Genomic DNA, 19,738 nt, shown 5'->3' with positions numbered 1-19,738 from the left:
GTCTCAGCCAGATTCCCTGACGAACCACGCCCTGGCCCGCACAAGCTCACCGGAACAGCTCTATCTGTTTATCGAGCAATTCCTTCATTGATGTAGATTTAAACACAAGAATGGAGTCCGCAATGGGCGTGATCTGTCGTTCAATGTAAAACTCATAATCTATTGGCGATTGCTGATACTGCCGCGGTTCGGGGCCATTGACGGTCATCAGGTATTCTACCCATCCGCCCTGTTCGTATAGCGACGGCAGGTGCCGTTCGGCCCGAATCGCCTCGGCCTTGCGGGCGGCCTGGACGTGGGGCGGGACGTTCTTCAGGTAATCCTTCAGTTTGCGTCGCAGTCGGCGGCGCAGCACCAGTTCATCAGCGAAGTCGCCATCCTGTATGGCCTGGACGGTCTGTTTGATGAAAGCCCCGAATGGACGATCCAGGAAAATCCGCTCGTACAGCTCCTGCTGAAAGCGCCGGGCCAGGGGTGACCAGTCACTGCGCACGGTTTCAAGCCCCTTGAAAACCAGGCGGTAATCGTCCTCGCCGACTCCGGTGCGGACCAGACCCGCGTAACGTTTCTTGCTGCCGGTTTCCGCGCCCCGGATGGTCGGCATAAGAAACCGGTCGAAATGGGTTTCGAATTCAATCTCGAGACAACTCTGCAACCGTTGCTCCTCGTGCAGTTTTTCTGTCCACCAGCGATTCAGGCCGGCAGCGAGTGACTGCCCCAGGCTTTCCACGCCCTCCCCCTGGGCCCCGCCCGCCTCTCCTATCAGCACAAAGACCGAGTCCGTGTCGCCGTAGATTACCTGGTAGCCGGCCTGCTCGATAAAGTCCTTACTCTCCTTGATAATCTGATGACCCCGGCGGGTAATCGAACTGACCAGACGCGGGTCGAAGAATCGACAGCCGCGGGTACCTAACACGCCATAGAAGGAATTCATGATGATCTTTATGGCCTGGGACAACACCTTGTTCCCGGTGGCTTTCGCACGGTCTCTTGCCCGCCACAGTGTTTCAATCAACTCCGGCAGCAGGTGATGCCGGCGTGAAAACATCCCACCATCGAAACCCTGGATCGGGTCACTCTCGGCTTCCCCTTCAACCAGGGCCAGTGGATCGACATGAAAAGTGCGGATAATACTGGGGTACAGGCTTTTGAAATCCAGCACGATTACATGCCGGTAGATGCCCGGTATGGAATCCATCACATAGCCGCCGGGGCTGAAGGTGTCGCTGAGATTCTGACCCAGTGCCGGCGCGACGAAGCCCGCCCGGTGCAGCCTTGGCAGATACAGGTAATCGAACGCGGCAACCGAACCGCCATAACGGTTCAACTCCAGGCCGGTGAGCTGACTCCGCGCGATGGCGAAATCGATCAACTGTTCCTGCGCGAATATATCCCAGACCAGCTTGCAGTCTTCCAGGTTGTAGGCCGCCAGCGCCGCTTTATCCTGCTCGAAAAGGCGGCTGATTTCTTCACCGCGCTGGTCCACGTCATCCACCAGCTTGCCCCGATCAAGCAGCTTTCGGGCTACATGGTCCAGGGAAAAATTCTCGAAACTGTAGGTCGCGGAACGCATGAGCTCGATGCCATCAAGGACTACGCGACCGGCAACGGTGGCAAAGAACCGGTCATTGCTGTCCCTTGCCTTGCGCCAGGTGACTTCCTCTTCACCTCGCCCCAGGCGCAGTCTGAGTGCCACCCTGTCGCAGACCTGCTGCAGGAAGCGCAGATCGAAGTTGACCACGTTCCAGCCTATCAATACATCGGGATCGTAATCTCTGATCCAGTCGAAAAACGCCAGTAGCAGGGACTTCTCATCCGGATAGAAAACCAGACTGCCGGATGGCTCAGCGTCAGGCTGCCCGGAGTCTCCAAGCATCAGGACGAGACGCTCCCGTTCGGCAACCAGACCAATGGAATAGAGCTGATCACCGGAATAGGCGGTCTCGATATCAAGAGAAACGCAGCGTAGAGCAGGTCGGTAGTGGGCCGGCCTCAGTCGCGGATTTACTACCTCGGAATATCCGTCACCGGGTGTAACCGGCCCGGTCAATTCAAAGCCACCGGTTATAAACCTTTCCATCAAATACCGATCGAGGGGATTAATGTCACCCTCCAGGATGGTCAGGCCCCGGGCACCCAGCAGGTCTCTCGCTTCGTACAGGCCCCGCTGGGATTTGAAATGCAGGGCTGCAACAGGTTCACGGCAGAAATCACGTAACTCAGGCATTGAGTATCGCCAGCCGCTTCGACGCGACAGTATCTGCCTGGCCGCTGGCAGATCCACGGCGGCCACAAAGCAGACACTTTCCTGATCCTCAACCACAATGCGGAGCGGGCCCTGCGGTGTAGATGCCCAGTAGACCAGTTCCTGCTGCCCGGCCTTCTCGCGGCGCTGGCGGGAAAGGACAAACCCGGATAACAGGCTGGCAGCTGTGCTGGAAGAGGTTTGCTTACTCATCGGTGAATGCGGTGCCCAAATCTTCCTGGCAGGCGGCCTGCCAGAAACAAAAAGCCGGTCTTTCGACCGGCTTCCGTTTGGTGCGCCTTTGAACCAGGAAACGTCTGACTACCAACAGACTACTGCAAGCGTCAGCGTTTCTCCAGAAACTGTCAGATACGGACAGTCCGCGGCCATTGGGCGAAGTTTTCCCAGTAACTGACTTTTTCCGGGACTTCGTCGGCGGTCGGTTGTACATTGCCATTCGCATCAGTCACACGGGAAACGATGGTGTGTTCCCCCGGCGAGGGATTCTGCCAGGTATAACTGAACAGCTTCCAGGTGTATTGCCTGTTGCGGGGATTCAGCTCGGCACGCTGCCAGGGGCCGTCGTCAATCTTGACTTCGACGCTGCTGATGGGGGTGCCGTCATTGAGGACGAAGCCCTGAATCCTGTGTTCGTTACCCAGGCGACTGACCCGCGCAATAACGGATTTCAGATTGATGGTAGTCACAGAATTCTCTACCCAGCGCTCTACCCCACCGATGTTTTCCTTTTTGAGCGTCACATAGTCACGCCCCATAAAACGACCCATGTAACGGGTATCCTGCACATGGATCTGGGTCAGCCACTTGACGTTGGCGACACCGTACCAGCCGGGGACGATCAGACGCAGGGGACGCCCATGATACAGGGGCAGAGGTTCTCCATTCATTTCAAAGGCGAGCATGTTTTCCGGACGCATGGCATCGGGGATCGACAGGCCACGGGCAAAGGCCTTGTCCACTTCGGCACCGCGGATTTCCTCGGTACCGATATCGCCACCGAAAAATACGATCTCTTTGGCGCCATCCTGAATGCCGGCCTGTTCCAACAGGCTGCTCAGGCTTACGCCACGCCAGCGGGCGTTACCCACCAGGCCATTCATGATAGTCCCGCGATTTCCGCCGCACTCCCAGCCGGCATCCAGCTCGATAATGCTGCGGTTCATCACATCCTGCAGGGATAAGTCCAGGGGATTATCCACCATGCCGGTGACTTTCAACCGGAAATTGGAAAGATCCAGCTCCGGCTGCCCGTAGTGCTGGACTACGTAGAAGTCCTCGTTGGGGCTGTAAAACGAATTGATATCCCGGATGTCCTGGAAGTAAGTCCCTCCGGCCTGCTTGTTTCGGAGCTGAAACGTGTCCGGAATGTCGGTAAACGGCACCAGTTGCTCGCCCTGGGCCATCGCCGGCAGCAGCCAGCTGGGAATCGATGCAGCACCAGCAGCCAGTACTCCGCTGCCTACTGCCCCTTTTAACAGTTCTCTTCGACCTTCATTTTCCGGTTTCATGTCATTCTCTCTCTATTCTTGGTCTTTAAGCCGACCGGATAATTCTGTATGGTTCCTGATTCGTGGTTCCTGGTTCCTAGACTGGCTCACTGGCGTGAGCCATGTGATCGAACAATACCACATCTGAAAGCCCAGTCTACAGCGCTAATCCTCCAGGCAAGAAGCGATGGATTACCAGGCAGCAAAACGCTATTTACTCAGCAAGCCGGAAGCCTGGGAGGACTACCCCTTCTACCCCGATGTGATGGTGCCTAAAGTCAGGGGGAAAATGTTTGCTACCCTCAGCCAGCAGAACGGCGTTGGGGCAATGAATCTGAAATGTGATCCGGACGAGGCGCTGGCATTACGCGACATTTTTCCTGCCGTCAGACCTGGTTATCACATGAATAAAAAGCACTGGAATACGGTTATCCTGGACGGCAGCATTCCCCCGAACGAAATCCGGCGGATGATGGACAACTCCTACCGCCTGGTAGTGATGAACCTGCCCAGGCTGCATCGTGTAGCGCTTCTGGCGCAGCTGGAAGGCTCCTGAAAACTCCAAAACAGCGGTTTCCCGATGGAAATCGGCTATAACTCCTTGCCTGAAAACTACAAATTCGGGAAATCGTAAAATTCATTTTCGTCCCCCAAATTTCCTGTGCTAGCGTAGTTCGTGGGCAGTGGCTGCTGCCAGAACCTGACAGCCCAGACGCGCTTGGAACCAATGGCCCCGTGCGCTGGCCAAGTGACAGAGATTCAGGCAGCAGCCGTTTTTACCTGGTGTAACCAGAACTGTAAAAACTACAAGGTGTATAGAAAAGTAATGAAACAAACCGTATCGAAGTTTTCACCTATCACAATCGACGTCAAGCGCAAGATCCGGCAGCTGCGACTGCAGAAGGGGTTCCCCATGAACGAGGCCGCGAGCCTGCTGGGTGTTTCCCGGAAACAGCTTGAAGACATTGAAACTGTCAGAAATTACGGTTGTCACCTGGACCTTGAGCTGTTGGCCAAGATCAAGGTTATCTATGGCGTGTCTCTTGACGAGATTTTCGGGGACCTTCCCGCTGATTACTACTCTGACTACTACGTTCGGCCCCGCAAGAAACTCGCGGACTGAGGACGAACCTGGCAGGGATCGGAAAAGCTCTCTCACCTTGGACCGGTAACCCGGGCCGCGCCGCGATGGGCGTCTGCCCGTCGCGGAAGCACCGACTTTTGTGTATAATGATCGGCCTTATCAGAGAAGTACATGTAGGCAGTTATGGCAAACAAAGCAAAAAAGGCAGCACCCGTCGCCAGTCGTGACGATCTCGAACAGCACATCGCCGCATTTCTGAAGTCAGGTGGCAAGGTACAGAAAATACCCTCCGGTGTAAGCGGCCAGACCTCCACGAGCGGGCCCCGGCAGATTGTACTCAGCCACAAGACCAGTTCCTGATTCGCCCCGCTGAGGGGCATTTTCCGCCAGCCTGAACGACCAGAGCCGTCCGCAACGACGGCCTGCGCCGTTACGCTGCAACAGCGCAATGGCAGCCACCTGGTGTCGTAGCAACCGACGCCGACCGCGCTACATCAATAATGTTAGGGACACCGTTCGAAACAGGCATTTCGCGGCGTCGCGGCCGGCGGGCCAGCCTGGCTTAAATCATACACTCTCACTTCTGCTACCATAAACGCCTTCTACAGGCTGGCTTGCCAGCGGGATACTGGCTATGGACACGCAGAATCTGATCGCATTTCTGGCGGTTGCCGATACCGGCTCCTTCTCCCTGGCTGCAGAGCGGCTGCACCTGACCCAGCCAGCCATCAGTAAGCGCATCAGTCTGCTGGAGCAACAACTGGACGCATCCCTGTTTGACCGCCTGGGTCGCCACATCTCCCTGACGGAGGCCGGGCGAACCCTGCTTCCACGTGCCCGGGAAATCATGCAGGCATTTCGAGACGCACAGCAGCAGATTAAGGACCTGCGTGAGTCCGTCAGCGGCCAGTTGCGACTGGTTACCAGCCACCACATTGGCCTGCACCGATTGCCTGCCCTGCTCCGCCACTTTGCCGGCAGTTACCCGGATGTGCAGATTGATATTCAGTTCAAGGATTCGGAAGAAGCGTGCCAGAGCATTCTGGCTGGCGAGTTCGACCTCGGCGTTGTAACCCGCTCCTCGTTCGCGGATAACCGAATTGATCGGGAGTGCATCTGGCTGGACAGGCTGGTTTTTGTCGCTGCGGCAGACCATCCGCTGGGAGCCCGGAAGTCCGTCTCTCTGTCTGAAATCAGCCGTCATCCCGCTCTGCTTCCGGATCAGAAGTTTCTTACCACCAGAATCGTCGAAGATCTTTTCCGGGACCATCGGCTGGAGCTCAACACCATCATGAGCACTAACTACCTGGAAACGATCAAGGCACTGATCAGTGTGGGCTATGGCTGGGGAGTTTTACCAGAGATTATGCTGACGGACGATAGTCTGATCAGGCTGCCAGTGAAAGGGGTCAAGTTAGTCCGACACCTGGATTGCATTCACCATCGGGAGCGTAGCCTGAGCAATCCAGCCAGGTGTTTCATGGCGCTACTACGGGCCAACTCGACGGGCAGCAACAAGTCATCCTGATCCGGCCCCTGGCCTTCAGCGCCTTGCCAGCGGGTTCCCCTGAAAGCCAGAGCATGGTGGTAGTTAATCAGAGGCTCCCTGGTTTTGAAGAGAGGCCTGCTAGAGTTTCTCTACCCGGTAGCCTCTGTCTTCCAGCAGTTTCAGTAATCCGTCTTTTCCAACCAGGTGCGCCGCCCCTACCAGCACAAACTCGTTGCCGTCCTCCTGGAACAGCTGTTCTATTACAGGAAGCCAGTTGTTGTTTCTTTCCAGCAACAGCGAGTTATACAACTCTTCGGATTCGACACGCATGTCTTCAACGAAAAGGCTTTCGAGCATATCCATATCACCATTGCGCCAGGCCAGTATCAGATCTTCCATGCTGGTGGCGATTTCCTGTAAATCCCCCAGAGAAAGCAGAATAAATTCGCTTTCGTTGCCTTCGCCCATGTTGGCGATGTAGTCAATCTGTGCATCGATGCTTTCAAGTTCGCCCACTGCTTTGGCATCACCCAGAGCCCGGTTGCTGAAATGGACATCCACGCCCTGGGGGGTAAACCCCATGCGCTGAAATTCCAGCAACTGCAGGGTGCTGACGATCAGCCCCGGCTTGAACTTCTCCATCATCATAATCGGCATACCAACCGCCATGAGATGTTCGGAAAGCGCCCTGTAGGCTTCCTCGCTCAACACGGTTTTCAGGGTTCGTGCATCGCCATAGGTCAGCTTCTGCAGCATACGCGCCTGAACCGCCATATCATTCATGGACGCCACATCAGTCTCAAAGAATACCCGGCTGGAATCCCTGTAGGCCTGTTCGTATTCTTCAGGCAACGGGTAGTCGCTGGGCCGCAGAAGGTGAACCGTACCGCCAAGATAGATCCTGCTGTCACCCGAGCTTGCAACCCAGACCGAGCTGTCGGCAACTGCGCCGGCAGTGAAGAAGGATAAAATCAGCGCAACGATCGGGCCTGCCGGTTTCGCTACTCGACCGGTGAAAATCCGCCAAAGGTAAAACATAGTGTATCCTGCTGTAGATATTTATTGACCGGAAGATACCTGGTAAAGAGAATCTCTGAAGGTGCCCCTGACTGATTACCGCAACACGCTGTTGAACGATTGCGATTGACCTGTTGTCTCGGCATTCAAAGGCTCTCTGAATCAGAGGTTCCCTAAACTTAGCATGGCTTCTGCCAGCGACAAAGCCGAAACAGCGCGTTTTTAGACCTGCGTCCTGCTACTACGGAGAATTGACCTACTGCTCATGGCCATTCTGCTCTTTAAATTACGTTCCGTACCGGAAGATGAAGCCGAGGAAGTCCGGGCTTTACTGGATGATCACGAAATCCTCTACTATGAAACGTCCGCAGGCAATTGGCGAATATCAATGCCGGCACTGTGGCTGAAGGATGATTCCCAGCTACAGCAGGCCAGGAACCTGTTGGACGCCTACCAGCTGGAGCGTCGGGAAAGAGTCAGAAAGGAGCACGAGGCACAGAAGCTGGCCGGCCGGCATCAGACTATGTGGAAAAATTTTCTCAGGGAGCCTTTGCGGGTATCGGTATATCTGGGTGCGGCACTGGTTGTTTTATACCTGTCGTTACAGGTATTCCTTTCATTGGGATAACAGCGCGGGAGGAGTAAAGATCGGGTAATGAGTGAGTTCAGGCGGCAACGTGGAGGAGAGAATTCTAGGCTGCCGCCTGATTCGCTTCGGTAGTGGCGGTCAGGCAATCTCACGGTACATGGGGTCAAAATCAAATGCCAGCTCGTCTTCCAGGTAGGACATTTCCCAGTTTTCCTCGTCGACGTCCATGAACTTCATGGCAACTTCCCGATTCTGCACTCGCACAACCTGTACCGGCAATGCGGGCATGGAATCGTCCCAGCCTTCACCGTGGATTCTGGCGTCCATCTCCATCATCTCGAACAGAGATACTTCTTCATCCAGAGACAGCGAAAGTCCACCGTGGGACATTTCGTGGACCTGCCCGGTCACTACTCCCAGAAGGGGGTGAGACAGGCTGACCCAGAACTGAACTGGTACCCGCTTGTGGCGGCGTCTTTCCATTATTTCCATCATTTGCATTTGCATTTTTTGTCTGACCCACGAAATACCTGATGACAAACGTAGTCTAGGTCAGTGGTTGGAAATTCGATGTGAACTACTGCACAGTAACCCGGGGGGAGGTGTGAACTGCGACACACAAATAACGAGAACCGGGGTGAAACCGTGAAAAAAATTTTGTTTTGACAGGGCGCGGGGGGGTGAGATATAAAACCTGTGACTCTATGTAGTCAGCTTTAACAGGGGAAGCTTTCTTACATTCGATTACCACCCTGAATGCAAAGAAAGGAGGTGATCCCATCAATAGTCAATCTATTAAGGGAGCCTCCGGTTATTCCATCTGATCTGATTCGATTCATTCGGTCAGTGCCCGATGGGCGATAACTGGAGTTCGCTCCCCTAGGCAAAAGGTCCCGCTGTTGGCCCTGGTCGGCAGCGGGATTTTTATTTTTCTGCATTGGCTGGTGAGGGGCGCCGCGACGAAACGCTACCAGGCTGTTGCTTGCTTCAGGAAATCAGCCCCGTCAATGCACGCTCTTGCCCAGGTAACTGCCAAGGCGAGGCGGAAAACGCCGTTGCAGGAGTAGCTGCTGCAGCTTCCATTGCTCCTGGGGGGCAACCTCTCTCAGGAAATTGACCTGATTGCCCTGCAGCACCGCCAGTGGTACCCCGTCAGCAAACAGCACCCGGTTATTAGCGAGGCGCGGCAGGCGGCTGTCCGGCAGCATGAGTGTCAGCAGATTCAGCGGATCGGTGGCGGCAAGTGAGATGTAGTCGATGGGCCGTGCCGGACCGGATTCAACAGTCTGCTGACGTGCAATCCTGCGCAGGGCGTCCACGGTTTCGGTATAGGCAAACTGTTCGCCGCTGATACCAGTGATGAAACGGCCGCCGCGCAGGACTCCCTGCAGCTCCATGCGCCGAAGCACACGCAGCAAAACCCGCCACGGCGGAGCAAACGCCTCCCGCTCCAGCAATTTTCTGAACAGCACACCCCAGCGTTGCAGATAGACCGTCACCAGGCGCTCAAGCTGTTCGTCGGTCAGGGGCTGCACGCCAGCCCTGGCGTCCCCGGCCGTCTGCCTGGCGTTACTGTTGAGCAATGACCAGCGCCCGGCATCTTCGATACCGAACATGGCGCGTCTGCCACGGCGGGATCGGTTACCGGGCTTGCGATCCTCCGGTGTCAGCAGGGCCCGAAGACCGGTGAAACTGTCACTGGTGGCGCGGCCCAGGCTGACCAGCTCGGCCAGCCCCTGCTCCAGGCGGGATCTCAGCAAACCGGTACGCTGCTGAATTTCCGGCACAAAGCTGGCGCCATATTGCTGTAGATCCTGCTGGATGGTTGCTGCGTCGTGGCCAGTCTCCAACTCATCTCCGGCACCATTGACGGTGGCGGCCAGCGCCTGCCAGATATCCAGGTTTTCGCGACTGACCAGCATAATAGGCGTGCTGCGAACAGGACCCGCCTTCTTGTGTTCTTCGCGACCACTGCGGCCGACCGGCAGCTTGAAGCGTCCCCAGGCTGTGCGGCCACTGATGCACATGACGTCGAGCCAGTTAGGATCGTAGTCGTGGACCCGGGCGGGAATTATATCGGCTTCCCAGGCCGCCGCCGGCGCCGCGACACCGTCCAGCAGGGCGAGACTGGATTGCAGGCGCGTCTGACCGTCCAGCGCTGGTGGTGCTGGCACCTGTTCGGTCACCGTGTGGTGACTCTGCAGCTGATGCAACTGAAACAGGAAGCGCAGGTAGTTCTGCAGGGATACCGGCTTGATCGCCTTGCGATGGGCATCGATGGTGTAGCGATGGATCCGTTGCAGCAATCGACGCTCGCACCATTCGATTGCGGGGCCGGGCTGACCGGCGGCCGCCGCACCCTTGGGTCGGCTGCTGAACTGCCCACGGAATACGTAACCTTCAACTTCCAGCGCCAGCAACGCGGCTTCAACTTCTTCGCGAACCAGACCGCTGTCATCGGCCATCTGCGCCGCAGTCACCGGGCCGACCCCCTCGAGCCTGCCACGCACAACCTCCCTGACCGCATCCTCCCGCTCCCAGGCCTGGCGGCTGATTGCCTCCGGCAATTCCAGCGCCGGTGCCAGGGTGGCCTCCGGCAGGGCAGCCCGCAGGCAGGGTACTCGTTCCGCCGCTATCCACAGTGCCTGTGCGCCGGTCAGCTGACAGGCCCGCCGATCAGCCACCAGCTGCTGCAGATGGCGCCCATAGACATGGTCCTTCGCTTCCGCCCCGGTCACGTATCCGAGGCTCAACAGGGCATCATGGAGTTCGTCCGGATTCCCGACCGTGGGCCAGGCCTGTTCCCGAACCAGCCGGATAGCCTCCGGATCAAGCTCGGCCAGGTTGCCGGTTTCAGCAGGATCGAGCCAGCTGCGGTTCTTGATGGCATTGGTACGACGCTCTTCAAAGGGTGCATCATCCAGAAACGCATAGGGGCGGGCGTTGATAATTTCCTGTGCGAATGGAGAAGGCTCCCGCAGGTCCAGGGCCACCAGCTTCAGTTCCCGCTGTTCGATACGGCCGATCAGCGCCGTGAGCTCTTCGATGTCCATGGCTTCGGTGAGACAGTCATGAATAGTCTGATTGACCAATGGATGATCGGGAACCTCCCGCTTGCCCTGAATATTTTCAAAACAGGCGATCTGATCAGGGAAGACATGGGCGACCAGATCCTCGGCGTCCATGCGCTGGAATTGCGGCGGCACCCGCTTGCCTGACCGATTACGCTGAATGGCCAGCGAGCGGGTGGCATTCCAGCGCCAGCGCACTTCGAACATGGGCGCGTCCAGCAGCGCCTGCACCAGCACATCCTTGAGGCTGGCGGTCTGCAGGTAGTTGTACACATCCTGCAACTCGAAACTGTGCACCGATCCCAGCGAGATGACGATGCTGTCCTCGTTGGCAGCGGCCTGCAGCTCGAAATTGAACGTGCGACAGAAGCGCTTACGCAATGCCAGCCCCCAGCCGCGGTTAATGCGGCTGCCATAGGGCGAGTGAATGACCAGGTGCATGTCACCCACTTCATCGAAAAAGCGCTCGATCACCAGGGTGTCCCGGGTTGGCATTTCTCCCAGGGACTGCAGCCCGGCATGCAGGTACTCCACCAGTTGCAGGGCCGCATCGTGGGCAATACCGGTTTTCTCGACCACCCGGGCTACTGCTTCCTGAGGTGAACCCTCCAGCAGACTGTCCGCCACCTCGGCGCGCAAGCGGGAAACCGCCTCGGAGAGCTCCCGGGTCCGGCCCGGCCCTTCGCCGAACCAGAACGGAATAGTGGGCGGCATACCCTGAGCATCGCGGACCCGCACTTTCAGACCGTCGACCCGGAGCAGCTGCCAGCTGTGGGTGCCCAGCGTGAAGACATCCCCCGGCAGAGCCTCCAGGGCGAAATCCTCATTGAGAGTCCCCACCACGGTATCCTCAGGATCCAGCACAACCTGGTAATCAAACATATCGGGTATCGCCCCGCCATTGGTGAGGGCGATCAGCCCACTGCCACGGCGGGGTCTGATACGATCATTGATCTGATCCCGGTGCAAATGGGCTCCGCGGCGACCGCGGCGGGTGGTGTAACCCTCGCTGAGCATCTGCAGGATTTCGTCAAACTCTTCACGCGTCAGGTCACGGTAGGGATAGGCGTTGGCGAACAGGTCATAAAGCCGTTCGCTGCTGTAGGCCAGGTCGGGCTCCTGCTCGGCAGCACCTGGCGCGGCCACCTCGGCCACAATCTGCTGGCTGAGAATATCCAGCGGTTTCTCCGGCATGACGATGTGATCCAGCTCGCCGCGCTGGATACTTTCCAGCAACGCCGCACACTCCACCAGGTCGTCGCGGGTGAGCGGAAACAGCACTCCCTTTGGCATACCACCTACCGAGTGACCGCTTCGACCCACCCGTTGCAGAAACGTGGCGATGCTTTTGGGTGAGGCGAACTGCACCACCAGATCAACCGAGCCGACATCGATACCCAACTCCATCGAAGCGGTCGCGACCAACACTTTCAGATCACCCGCCTTCAGGCGCTGCTCGGCGCTATGCCGGTGATCCTTGCTCATGCTGCCGTGGTGTGAGCACACACTACCCTCGCCCAGCCGCTCGGTAAGCGCCAGGGCCAGTCGTTCCGACAGGCGCCGGGTATTGACGAATACCAGCGTGGTATCGTGACTCTCGATCAGTTGCACCAGCCGCTCATACAATTCCCCCCACACTTCGTTACTCATCAGGGCAGACAACGGCGAGCGGGGAATTTCCAGACTCAGCTGCAATTGACGCCGATGCCCGGAATCGACGATCACACAATCCGCCTGCCCTTCCACGACGTTGCGATTGCCTACCAGGTAACGGGCCACCAGCTCCACCGGCTTCTGCGTGGCCGATAAACCGATTCTTTGCAGCCCACCGGCCACCAGCGCGTCAAGCCGTTCCAGAGAGAGGGCCAGGTGGGACCCTCGCTTGTCACTCAGCAGGGCATGAATCTCGTCGACGATCACCGTACCAGTATTCCTCAGCATGGCACGGCCACTGGCGCTGGTCAGCAGCAGGTATAAGGATTCCGGAGTAGTCACCAGGATATGGGGAGGCTTCTTCGCCATTTTCTGGCGCTCACTCTGCGGGGTGTCACCGGTTCTTACTCCTACCCGGATATCAACCGGTGCGCAGCCTTCCCGGTGCAGCTGTTCGGCGATCCCATTGAGTGGAATTTCAAGATTGCGATAAATATCGTTGCTGAGCGCCTTCAGTGGCGAGACATAGACCACCTGTACCCCGCCAGGCAATGGCCGCTCCATACCCCGCTCCACCAGCTCGTTGATCACCGCATAAAAGGCGGCCAGGGTTTTACCACTGCCGGTCGGCGCCGCGATCAGGGTATGGCGTTTCGCCTGGATCGCGGGCCATGCCTCGGCCTGTGCCGGCGTCGGGCGCCCGAAGCGCTCCTCGAACCAGGTGCGACAGACAGAATTGAAGCGACTCAGTGGCATCGGCAGGCTGAAACCCGGGTAGTGGTTGGCGTCAGTTCCGAGTCTATACCGTTTCAGTGGCAATCGGTACAGGGCCCTGTCAGCTGCTTATCCGGGGCAACTCTGATCAGGTACCGCAACGCTCTGCGGGAGTCTGACGGCCGACTGAATTGACACAGGAGCAGCCCGCGACTACTGTTACACAGAACGCAACAGGGATTGAGACGTGACAACTTATGTGGCGTTGCTGGTAATAAGTCTGCTGAGCATGGTTGCAGCAGCGGAAATGGCCAAGCGGCGGGGCCTGAGCCCTCGCTGGTGGTTTTTACTCGCCGCAATTATCGGGCCTCTGGCGTTACCCGTGTTGTTTTTTCGTAAAAGGGTCGCATAATAGCTGGTGTTATGAAGGAATCGAATCAACAGCACGGCATGCTGGAAGAACAGACCAGACTGTCCGTACGAGTGCAACGTGGCATCCGGACATTCTGGTATGAAAACCGGCAGTTTCTGTTACTGCTCTGCTGTATCGTGTTTTTCAAAAGCGCTATCGCCGATCTCAGCTCCATTTCCGGGGCTTCAATGCAGCCAACGTTGCTGGATGGCGACAAAGTCTGGGTCAATAAAGTGGCCTACGACGTCAAAATTCCTTTCACCGAAATATCCCTGGGCAGTTTTGCCGATCCGGAACGGGGCGACATTATCATCATCGACTCGCAGAAAGCGGGAAAACGCCTGGTCAAACGCATTGTCGGGCTACCCGGTGACACCGTCTACATGCGGGACAACGCCCTGGTTATAAACGGTGAGGCGGCAGATTATAAGATCGTGACGGAGGATGATGACTCCATGATCATCACCGAGCAGCTGCCCGAGCATTCCCACCAGGCCCAGCTTTCAACCAGCTATTTCAGCCGTACAATGCGAAACTACGGGCCGGTTACTGTCCCGGAGGACAGCTATTTCGTACTCGGCGACAACCGTGACAACAGTGCCGACAGCCGTGCCTACAGCTTCGTGCCCCGGGATGAGATCATTGGCCGCTCCAGCTCGGTAGTTTTTTCGCTGGATTCCCAGAATCGCTTTATGCCACGCCCGGACCGCTTTCTGTCGGGACTGGAATAGCCCCGCGTCGCGGACAGCGCATCAGCGACTGCCTGACAGGCAACGATTCACCGCCGGGGGAAGAATTCTGCTGCCCGCCGGTCATGACAGGTAGACGGCAGCGTTGCCGTTCCGACGACCACCAGAGAGGCTATAACATGAAAAAAAAGCTCTACCTGCAGTTCGCCAGTCTGCTTTCCCTGCTACCGATTCTCCTGCTGGTGCAGCCTGCACAGGCACAGGAGTTTGTCTGGGCACCTGATCTTCCGGTGGGTAGCAGTATTCCCCCGATTCAGGCGCGGGATCAGAATGGGGAAACTAAAACCTTTGACGATCTGGTGGGCGAGAACGGCCTGTTGCTGATGTTCAGCCGTTCCTTCGACTGGTGACCGTTCTGTAAAGCTCAGCTCGTGCAGCTGACAGAGATTCAGAACCAGTTCCCGGCCATGGGCATCACCATTGCTGCAATCACCTACGATCCGTACGAATTTCTCAAGGAAGTCGAACTGGACGAAGGTATCGAATTCACTTTATTGCAGGATGAAGACCGCCAGCATGTCAATGCTTTCGGCATCTTGAACACCACACTTTACAAGCCCGGGGACCGGGCCTGGGGAGTGCCCTACCCGGGCATTTTCCTGATTGATCCGGATGGCGTGATTCGCTACAAATTCGCCGAGGAGAACTACCGCATCCGGCCGGATTTTGCCGACGTGCTGGAGGCGGCGGCAAACATGTGACAACCGGTACTGTCCTGAAACCAGGGCCTGCTGACCCTGATTAGATCGCCTCAGATCATAAACGACCTGATCTGTATCGGCAGCCCCAGGCGGATTCACTGGGTGGTGGGTCCGCCTTTTTTGGACTCAGGATTCTACGCTGCCCGCCTCGCCCACAATTAACCTGTGCCAGCCTATTTGTATTCTGTCCCGGATGCGGGCCCTAACTGCTCTTACCGGTCGGCATGGACTGGGCTGCGGCGACGGATTCACTGTATACTCTCCCCTCATTAACACAGGCCACCATAAGGCCTACCTGTCTTTCGGGTCCAATAACAATAATGCGCAACATTATTCCTTTCAGATACCGGCCCGGGCTGCCGCCCTTTCTGGCCTGGGCTGTACTTTTCCTGCCCACCTTTCTCATGGCCCAGACAGCCGATGTGGATTTTCAGATTCCTCGCATCAGCACTCCACCGGTCATCGATGGAAACATCGGTGAACTGGAATGGGCAGCAGCCGAACGGGTTTTGCTGGACATAGAAACCACCCCCGGGGAGAACATCCCCGCCCAGGTGACATCGGAAGCGCTGATCATGGAAAACGGCGAGGTGCTCTATGTAGCGTTCATCTCCTGGGACCCGGACGTCAGCCAGATAAGGGCCTTTTATCGCGACCGCGACAATGTCAGCAACAATGACCGGGTCGGTATCGTTCTGGACACATTCAACGATGAACGTCGGGCCTTCGAATTCTATGCAAATCCCTTCGGGGTTCAGATGGACGCCATCAATGATGACGTCAACAACCGCTACGACAGTTCCTGGAACGCCATCTGGGACAGCGCGGGAAGAATCAACGAAGAAAACTACACCGTTGAAATGGCGATCCCGCTCAAACAACTGCGGTTCGCCGAAGGACTGGAACAACAGACCTGGGGCATCAACTTTGTGCGCCGCTACCCGCGGGACCGGGACTACAACATCAGCAACCGGCCGCGCAATCTCAACATATCCTGCTACCTCTGTGACATCGGCAAGGCACAGGGCTTTGCCGAACTGGAACCAGGCCGAAACCTGGAAGTCATCCCCACCGCAACCACCAGTTACATCGAGAACCGGGACCCTCAGACAGACGAGTGGGAAGCGGAAGACCTTGACCCGCAGGCCAGCCTGGACGTTCGCTGGGGAATCAACCAGAACCTTTATCTGAATGCCACCATCAACCCGGATTTTTCCCAGGTGGAAGCGGATCGCACCATACTGGATACCAACACAACATTCAGCATATTCGTTCCAGAACGAAGAACATTTTTTCTGGACGGCGCTGACTACTTCAATACCTATTTAAATCTGGTGCACACCCGTAACATTGCGGCGCCCGATTACGGTACCAAACTCACCGGAAAATCAGGCAACCACACTTACGGCTTACTGGCAGCCAATGATACCTCTACCAGCTTCCTGATTCCCCGCAGCCTCGGCTCCAGCGTGGCGACGCTGGGCGAAGTGGAAAGTGACGTGTCCATTTTACGCTATCGCTATGACGTCATGGAAAACTCTGCGATCGGCGCAGTGGTTACCAACCGTGAGGCGGATGGTTACCGCAATACCGTGACCGGCATCGACGGTGTCTTTCAATTGACAAATAGCGACACCTTAACCTTACAGACACTGCATTCCGAATCCAGGTACCCGGGCGCCATACAGGAACGTTATGGGCAGCTGCCGGAGATCAGCGACCAGACTCATGTGATCGATTATCGCCATCGCGACCGACGCTGGGACTGGTGGATAAACTATGTGGACTACGGTGAGGATTTTCGCGCCGACCTGGGTTTCATCAATCAGGTTGATTTCCGTCGTCTCACTCTCCGGGCCGGTCACACCTGGCGATGGAACGACAGTTTTTTCAATCGCATCTGGATCGCGGCGGACTGGGACAAAACCTACGACCAGTCGGGGTTGAACCTGGAAGAGGAAGTGGAATTCTTCCTCGAAATGGATGGCCCCTTGCAATCCCGGCTCAGCGGCCTGTTCGGCGGCAGTAAGACCTACTTCAATGGCAAGTATTTCGACGAACAATTCAACCAGCTACGCCTCAATTTCAGACCCACTGCCGATCTGTTTCTGAATATGTATGTGCGTGTCGAGGATGTGGTGGATTTCGCCAATACGCGCCTGGGCAGGTCACGGCGGATCGGGCCGGAGATCACCTACAACTGGGGCCCTCACCTGCAGTTGAACCTGGAGCACACTCTGCAGGAATTTGACGTGGATGGCGGCCGACTCTTCACGGCCAATCTTACTGACATCAGGGCCACTTACCAGTTCAGCACCCGCAGCTTTCTGCGTTTCACGGCGCAATACACCGACCAGGACAGAGACCCGTCCCTTTACATCAATCCCGTGCAGAGTAAATCCAGAACCCTGGCCAACCAGCTGCTTTACAGTTACCGGATCAATGCCGCGTCACGTTTCTTTGTCGGCTATTCAGACTCCGGATTCCAGAACGACGTCTACGACTCGATCGAGCCGACCAACCGGACAATTTTCGCAAAATTCAGCTACGCCTGGCAGCCCTGAAGCAGGTATCAGCGGACAGGTGCGAACCTTAAGAACCTGCGTTGTCACAGTATTCAAGAGCAGGCTCAAGCATTGCTTGACAGTTCTCCGCAACTCTCTTTCGCTGACAAAAAACTGCAATACCCCACCTAAACCCGGTTGAGAATTTCATGGCTGATTACTTTTTAGGATTGCAGCGTCGAGCAACAACCAAAGCAACGCCCCCCAACGCTAACAGTCCCAAGGATGGTGTTATCGCTGGCAAGAGGCTGACCACGCCCCTGTAAATGGGGCCGTTCAAGGGGTACACTTGCGACTTTCGCGTCTTAGTTTTGAGTTTTCAGTCATATAAAAGGACCCAACAAACCGTGGGACAGAAAACACCCCTCTACCGGCAGCACCTCGACGCCGGCGCAAAAATGGTCGATTTTGCCGGCTGGGATATGCCAATCAACTATGGATCCCAGATTGAGGAACACAATCAGGTCCGCCAGCATGCCGGCGTATTCGATGTTTCTCACATGACCGTGGTCGATATATCCGGCACCGGGGCCAATGAATATCTGCGGCGTCTGCTGGCCAACGACATTGCGCGGCTGGATCAGGTGGGCCGGGCTCTCTACAGCGCCATGCTCAATGAAGAAGGCGGCGTTATTGACGACCTGATCGTTTATCGCCTTAGCCAGGGTTACCGGATGGTGGTCAATTGTGCCACCAGGGACAAAGACCTTGATTGGATGCACCGCCAGTCGACAGGCTACCAGGTACAATTGAAGGAGCGGCCGGAGCTGGTAATACTGGCGGTACACGGCCCGGAATCCATCGACCGGGTGTGTGAGATCCTGACTCCCGAACAGGCCGGACCGGTTCGCGAACTGGGTAACTTCCGCGCTGTAGAGTTACCGGGTGACTGGTTTGTAGCCCGCACCGGTTACACCGGCGAGAAAGGCCTGGAACTCATTTTTCCAGACCACGAAGCACCGGCAGTCTGGGACCGGCTGCTGGCGGTGGGCGTTAAGCCTATCGGGCTCGGAGCCCGGGACACCCTGCGCCTGGAGGCAGGTATGAATCTGTACGGTCACGACATGGATGAGACTGTCTCGCCATTGGCTGCCAATATGGGTCAGACCATCGCCTGGGACCCTGACTCGAGAGACTTCATCGGTCGGGGGGCCATTACCGCGCACCGGGAGTTACAGGCAGCGAACAAACTGCCGGTCCTGACCGGGCTCGTGCTGGAATCCCGGGGGGTCCTGCGAGAGGGACAGCGGGTCGTAACCGACCAGGGGGACGGGGTTATAACCAGCGGCGGGTTTTCTCCCACATTGAAGCATTCCATCGCATTGGCTAGAATTCCCCCAGGCAGCTCGTCCTGTGAGGTAGAGCTGCGCGGCACGCTAACGCCTGTTCGCCTGGTGAAACCAAATTTCGTCAGGTTCGGCAAAAAAGTGTTCGAGTAATTACCCTCACCGTTACCGGAACACACCATACGAGGAATATCCATTGAGCAAGTTTCCTGATGACTTGAAGTACACCAGCTCTCATGAGTGGGTAAAGCTGGAAGACGACGGCAGTGTCACGGTAGGGATCAGCGATCATGCCCAACAGGCGCTGGGCGACATCGTGTTTGTGGAACTGCCGGAGACCGAAGCCCAGGTCACTGCCAGGGTTGAAGTGGCGGTGGTGGAATCCGTAAAGGCGGCATCCGACGTATACTCTCCACTTACAGGCGAAGTTATCGCTATCAACGAAAAACTGATCGATGCACCGGAGACTGTTAATACAGATCCGTATGGGGAAGGCTGGTTTTTCAAGCTCCGCCTGGAGGACGACGCCGAGTTGGACGAGCTGCTCGACGCAGACGCCTATAAGGAAATCTGTGACGAGGAATAGCTATTCCTGGCCGCGGATTTTAAAATCCCCGCTATCTCATTTCTCTCATTCCAAAGGGCTGGTTAAGTAC

General features: G+C 56.7%; 16 protein-coding genes and 1 pseudogene. 12 read left to right on the top strand and 5 right to left on the bottom strand.

Going from position 1 to position 19,738, the window contains the following annotated elements:
- Window positions 1-46: 46 nt before the first annotated feature.
- Together R3F50_07185 and R3F50_07180 are read right to left on the bottom strand one after the other, a co-directional pair.
- A complete protein-coding gene (locus R3F50_07185) occupies window positions 47-2,458 on the bottom strand; it encodes a DNA polymerase II (protein ID MEZ5490088.1) in 2,412 nt (803 codons plus the stop codon).
- A gap of 152 nt (window positions 2,459-2,610) precedes the next feature.
- Window positions 2,611-3,774, bottom strand: coding sequence for a sulfite oxidase (locus tag R3F50_07180; GenBank protein MEZ5490087.1), 1,164 nt, complete (start codon window positions 3,772-3,774; stop codon window positions 2,611-2,613).
- Window positions 3,775-3,940: 166 nt separating this feature from the next.
- Between R3F50_07180 and R3F50_07175 the strand changes: the two genes are divergently transcribed.
- The 4 genes from R3F50_07175 to R3F50_07160 all read left to right on the top strand — a co-directional run bounded on the left by R3F50_07175 (window position 3,941) and on the right by R3F50_07160 (window position 6,365).
- Window positions 3,941-4,309 (top strand): MmcQ/YjbR family DNA-binding protein, encoded by a 369-nt coding sequence (locus R3F50_07175; GenBank protein ID MEZ5490086.1) that lies wholly within the window; start codon window positions 3,941-3,943, stop codon window positions 4,307-4,309.
- Between the two features lie 270 nt (window positions 4,310-4,579).
- Window positions 4,580-4,876 (top strand): helix-turn-helix transcriptional regulator, encoded by a 297-nt coding sequence (locus R3F50_07170; GenBank protein MEZ5490085.1) that lies wholly within the window; start codon window positions 4,580-4,582, stop codon window positions 4,874-4,876.
- A gap of 144 nt (window positions 4,877-5,020) precedes the next feature.
- The gene (locus R3F50_07165) at window positions 5,021-5,197 is read left to right on the top strand and encodes a hypothetical protein (GenBank protein MEZ5490084.1); all 177 of its coding nucleotides are present in this window, start codon (window positions 5,021-5,023) and stop codon (window positions 5,195-5,197) included.
- A 274-nt stretch (window positions 5,198-5,471) separates the two neighbouring features.
- On the top strand, window positions 5,472-6,365 hold the full coding sequence (locus tag R3F50_07160; GenBank protein MEZ5490083.1) for a LysR family transcriptional regulator: 894 nt from the start codon (window positions 5,472-5,474) through the stop codon (window positions 6,363-6,365).
- A 99-nt stretch (window positions 6,366-6,464) separates the two neighbouring features.
- Here R3F50_07160 and R3F50_07155 read toward each other — a convergent pair whose 3' ends face one another.
- The gene (locus tag R3F50_07155; protein MEZ5490082.1) at window positions 6,465-7,364 is read right to left on the bottom strand and encodes a TraB/GumN family protein; all 900 of its coding nucleotides are present in this window, start codon (window positions 7,362-7,364) and stop codon (window positions 6,465-6,467) included.
- Between the two features lie 244 nt (window positions 7,365-7,608).
- Between R3F50_07155 and R3F50_07150 the strand changes: the two genes are divergently transcribed.
- Window positions 7,609-7,971 carry a DUF6164 family protein gene (locus R3F50_07150; GenBank protein MEZ5490081.1) on the top strand — a complete coding sequence of 121 codons (363 nt, stop codon included), beginning with the start codon at window positions 7,609-7,611 and terminating at the stop codon, window positions 7,969-7,971.
- A gap of 99 nt (window positions 7,972-8,070) precedes the next feature.
- Here the strand turns inward: R3F50_07150 and R3F50_07145 are convergent, their stop codons facing one another.
- Together R3F50_07145 and R3F50_07140 are read right to left on the bottom strand one after the other, a co-directional pair.
- A complete protein-coding gene (locus R3F50_07145) occupies window positions 8,071-8,427 on the bottom strand; it encodes a PilZ domain-containing protein (GenBank protein ID MEZ5490080.1) in 357 nt (118 codons plus the stop codon).
- Between the two features lie 509 nt (window positions 8,428-8,936).
- Complete coding sequence (locus R3F50_07140; protein MEZ5490079.1) at window positions 8,937-13,475, bottom strand: DEAD/DEAH box helicase; 4,539 nt, start codon at window positions 13,473-13,475, stop codon at window positions 8,937-8,939.
- Window positions 13,476-13,617: 142 nt separating this feature from the next.
- Between R3F50_07140 and R3F50_07135 the strand changes: the two genes are divergently transcribed.
- From R3F50_07135 to gcvH, 7 genes and pseudogenes are all read left to right on the top strand, one after another.
- Window positions 13,618-13,782 (top strand): hypothetical protein, encoded by a 165-nt coding sequence (locus R3F50_07135; GenBank protein ID MEZ5490078.1) that lies wholly within the window; start codon window positions 13,618-13,620, stop codon window positions 13,780-13,782.
- Between the two features lie 11 nt (window positions 13,783-13,793).
- Window positions 13,794-14,513 (top strand): signal peptidase I, encoded by a 720-nt coding sequence (gene lepB / locus R3F50_07130; protein ID MEZ5490077.1) that lies wholly within the window; start codon window positions 13,794-13,796, stop codon window positions 14,511-14,513.
- 137 nt (window positions 14,514-14,650) lie between these two features.
- Window positions 14,651-14,881 (top strand): hypothetical protein, encoded by a 231-nt coding sequence (locus R3F50_07125; protein ID MEZ5490076.1) that lies wholly within the window; start codon window positions 14,651-14,653, stop codon window positions 14,879-14,881.
- Between the two features lie 12 nt (window positions 14,882-14,893).
- A pseudogene (locus tag R3F50_07120) lies at window positions 14,894-15,232 on the top strand (redoxin domain-containing protein).
- 320 nt (window positions 15,233-15,552) lie between these two features.
- Entirely contained in the window at window positions 15,553-17,796 is a 2,244-nt protein-coding gene (locus tag R3F50_07115) for a DUF5916 domain-containing protein (GenBank protein MEZ5490075.1), read from the top strand.
- 347 nt (window positions 17,797-18,143) lie between these two features.
- Entirely contained in the window at window positions 18,144-19,235 is a 1,092-nt protein-coding gene (gcvT, locus tag R3F50_07110; protein ID MEZ5490074.1) for a glycine cleavage system aminomethyltransferase GcvT, read from the top strand.
- A gap of 43 nt (window positions 19,236-19,278) precedes the next feature.
- Window positions 19,279-19,668 carry a glycine cleavage system protein GcvH gene (gcvH, locus tag R3F50_07105; protein MEZ5490073.1) on the top strand — a complete coding sequence of 130 codons (390 nt, stop codon included), beginning with the start codon at window positions 19,279-19,281 and terminating at the stop codon, window positions 19,666-19,668.
- Window positions 19,669-19,738: the final 70 nt, after the last annotated feature.

Source organism: Gammaproteobacteria bacterium (genome assembly GCA_041395725.1).
Taxonomy (GTDB): domain Bacteria; phylum Pseudomonadota; class Gammaproteobacteria; order Pseudomonadales; family Pseudohongiellaceae; genus NORP240.
The sequence above is the reverse complement of the archived record's forward strand: the minus strand, read 5'-3'. Positions and strand labels throughout refer to the sequence as shown.